Origin of the sequence: Maribacter sp. (assembly GCF_049667165.1) — a bacterium.
Classification (GTDB): Bacteria; Bacteroidota; Bacteroidia; order Flavobacteriales; family Flavobacteriaceae; genus Maribacter_A.
The window spans coordinates 1-2987 of the sequence record NZ_JBATHS010000275.1 but is presented as its reverse complement, the minus strand read 5'-3'; the positions used below and the strand labels follow the sequence as shown (position 1 = coordinate 2987).

General features: G+C 40.8%; 3 protein-coding genes. All 3 read left to right on the top strand.

Going from position 1 to position 2987, the window contains the following annotated elements; all coding sequences use genetic code 11:
* Positions 1–1199 (top strand): 3-deoxy-D-manno-octulosonic acid transferase (locus tag WBM98_RS13330; RefSeq protein WP_424366513.1); only part of this gene is annotated, 1199 nt, incomplete at its 5' end.
* Between the two features lie 498 nt (positions 1200–1697).
* Entirely contained in the window at positions 1698–1826 is a 129-nt protein-coding gene (locus tag WBM98_RS13325) for a hypothetical protein (protein ID WP_424366512.1), read from the top strand.
* A 275-nt stretch (positions 1827–2101) separates the two neighbouring features.
* On the top strand, positions 2102–2987 hold an 886-nt coding region (locus tag WBM98_RS13320; protein ID WP_424366511.1), incomplete at its 3' end, for a thioredoxin domain-containing protein.

The window sequence follows — 2987 nt, the reverse complement described above, 5'->3', positions numbered from 1 at the left end:
GGTTCCACTTGAAAATAGTGGCTCTTTTCCACCCGAAGATCAAGCTTTTTGTACAAGGGAGAAAAGAGACTTTTTCGATTTTAAACCGTACGATCCAAAAAGAAGATCAAGTCATCTGGGTACATGTTGCTTCCTTAGGCGAATTTGAACAAGGTCTTCCGGTAATCGAGAAAATCAGGAATGAATTTCCGTTGTTTAAGATTTTGATTACCTTCTTTTCACCCTCTGGTTATGAAGTCAAAAAGAATACAACAGTGGCCGATGCCGTAGTCTACCTGCCGCTAGACACGCTTGATAATGCCAGACGTTTTATTGCCAAGGCACATCCTAAGCTCGTGATATTCGTAAAATATGAGATTTGGCCCAACTATTTAAAAATTCTAGGTGAATATAAAATTCCCACCCTATTGATCTCGGCCGTATTCAAAGAGAAACAACTATTTTTTAAATGGTATGGAGGCATAATGCGGAAGGCGCTCGGTACATTCTCCCATTTCTTCGTTCAGGATGAAAGATCGATTGAGCTTTTGAAAGGTATCGGTCTATTGAATGGCACAATCAGTGGAGATACCCGATTTGACCGGGTGTCAGAGATTCTGGAAAGGGATAATACACTCCCTTTCATGGAACAATTCAAGGGTACCACAACTTGTTTTGTCGCCGGAAGTACGTGGCCCGAAGATGAGGAAATAATGCTACCCTTTATCAATGAGACCCATAGATCGTTGAAATTTGTGCTTGCCCCACACAATATCAAACCAGAGCACATTCTTTCACTAAAAAAATCAATCTCAAAAAAGACAGTATGCTATTCTGAAATAGCACAAAATGACCTCACCCAATTTGATGTATTGATCGTTGATACCATTGGGTTATTAACCAAAATCTATAGCTATGCAGACATTGCCTATGTGGGAGGGGCCTTTGGTACTGGATTGCACAATACCCTGGAGCCCGCTGTTTTTGGCATACCAATAATCATTGGCCCTGATTATCATGGGTTCAATGAGGCCGAAGCCTTGGTCAACCAAAAAGGTATTTTGACAGTAAATAATAAGGAATCTTTCCATGCGATAATGTCCGATCTTTTGGACAATCCCGACTATATTTCCCAAACCGGTAAAATCAATTCCGATTTTGTACGTAAAAACAAAGGGGCAAGCATCCAAATCATGGAGCACATCCGTAGATTATTATGATACGAACAATACAATGCTATGAGATTTCCCCAAATTCTTATGCTTTTGGTTTTTATATTTGTCCTTAATTTATCTTGCAGGGAAAACCTAGGCAAGAAAGAGGCTTTTCCACAACAAAATAAAACAATCCCTTCCACGGAAGAATATCAGAGGTCGAAACCGGCCCCAAAAAAAGATCAACCAATTCCAGGTGGGCAGTCAAAGGATAGTCTGTTGAAAAAACAGCAAAAGTCAAAAGATCTTGATACACTAAAACCCAAAGTAGCCTAGCAGAAAAACGAACCTTGGTTCCGTTATGCCAAAAAGCTCCTTCGAGACCTTTAGTAACAAGCTGCAAAGACCAATTATGAAGTCTTTATCGCACCTCTGCGCAGTTCACCGAATTATTTGGCAGTACATCCCAAAAACATACTGAACAGCAGGCATTTAGACGAAATAATGCTCAAAATTGAGGGAATTTTGGCCACAAATGCCTACATTGTAATAAATAATTAAATCATGGAGCACGAAATTACTTTTGGCACTAAGATGCTCAACCTTTTTTTGGGCATAATGGTGGTGATTTTGATCGCGATTTTGCTTGGCGTTGTCCTAGGGCTGATTTTAGCGGCCTTTGGCATCATCTAATGTGATCGAATTGACGATTTCCCCAAATATTATCTCCTATAGGTTCTAAAAGAACAAAGTCCATTATGCGTAATGGGCTTTTTTTTGGTTCCCATACCAAAAGGGCCCCTAACCATCACAGCATTACACGGCGAATACCCATCCCTTGTTTTAAATAGGAACCAAGCATCGGTCAAGACCTTCCTTAAAATTTTGGATGTATCGTTCAGAACAATGAAATTCATGTTGTAATTTGTCCCCCGATTAGAATTATGCCCATGGATCAAAATAAGAAAATGAAGAAGTTTCCCTATATAATATCGTTGTTCTTCCTTGTACTATGTATGTCTTGCCAACAAAACGCTGCCCAAACTAAGGAATACCCCTTTACCAACGAATTGATCAACGAAACCAGCCCTTATTTACTTCAACATGCCCATAATCCTGTAAATTGGAGGGCATGGAGTGATGCCGCTTTCGAGAAAGCAAAGAAAGAAGATAAGTTGGTGGTCATAAGCATTGGTTATTCCTCTTGCCACTGGTGCCATGTTATGGAGGAAGAGACCTTTGAGGATCAAAAGGTGGCCGAAATCATGAACAAAGATTTCATCAGCATCAAAGTCGATCGCGAAGAACGTCCTGATGTCGACCAAGTCTATATGACCGCAGTACAATTGATGACCGGCCAGGGTGGCTGGCCACTGAATGTAATTGTACTCCCTAATGGAAAGCCCATATATGGCGGAACCTACCATACCAATGAACAATGGGGCAGAATCCTCGAGAAGACACATCAACTCTATAAAAACAATCCGAAAAAGGCCAATGAATATGCCGAAATGGTCACCCAAGGTATTCATGATGTCAATCTGATAGCCCCACCCAATAAGGGAAATGATTTATCTATCAGCACTTTAAATGAGAGTATTTCAAAATGGAAACCCGATTGGGACCTGAAATGGGGAGGGATTGTTGGCCGAGAAAAATTCATGCTTCCAGGACAACTTGATTTTTTATTGAATCAGGCAGCACTGACTAATGACACATCTTCCCTGTCCTACGTAGAAACAACCCTAGACCAAATGGCAAGAGGAGGTATTTATGACCATGTTGCCGGTGGCTTTTATCGGTATAGCACCGATCCAGAATGGCATATTCCCCATTTCGAGAAAATGCTGTATG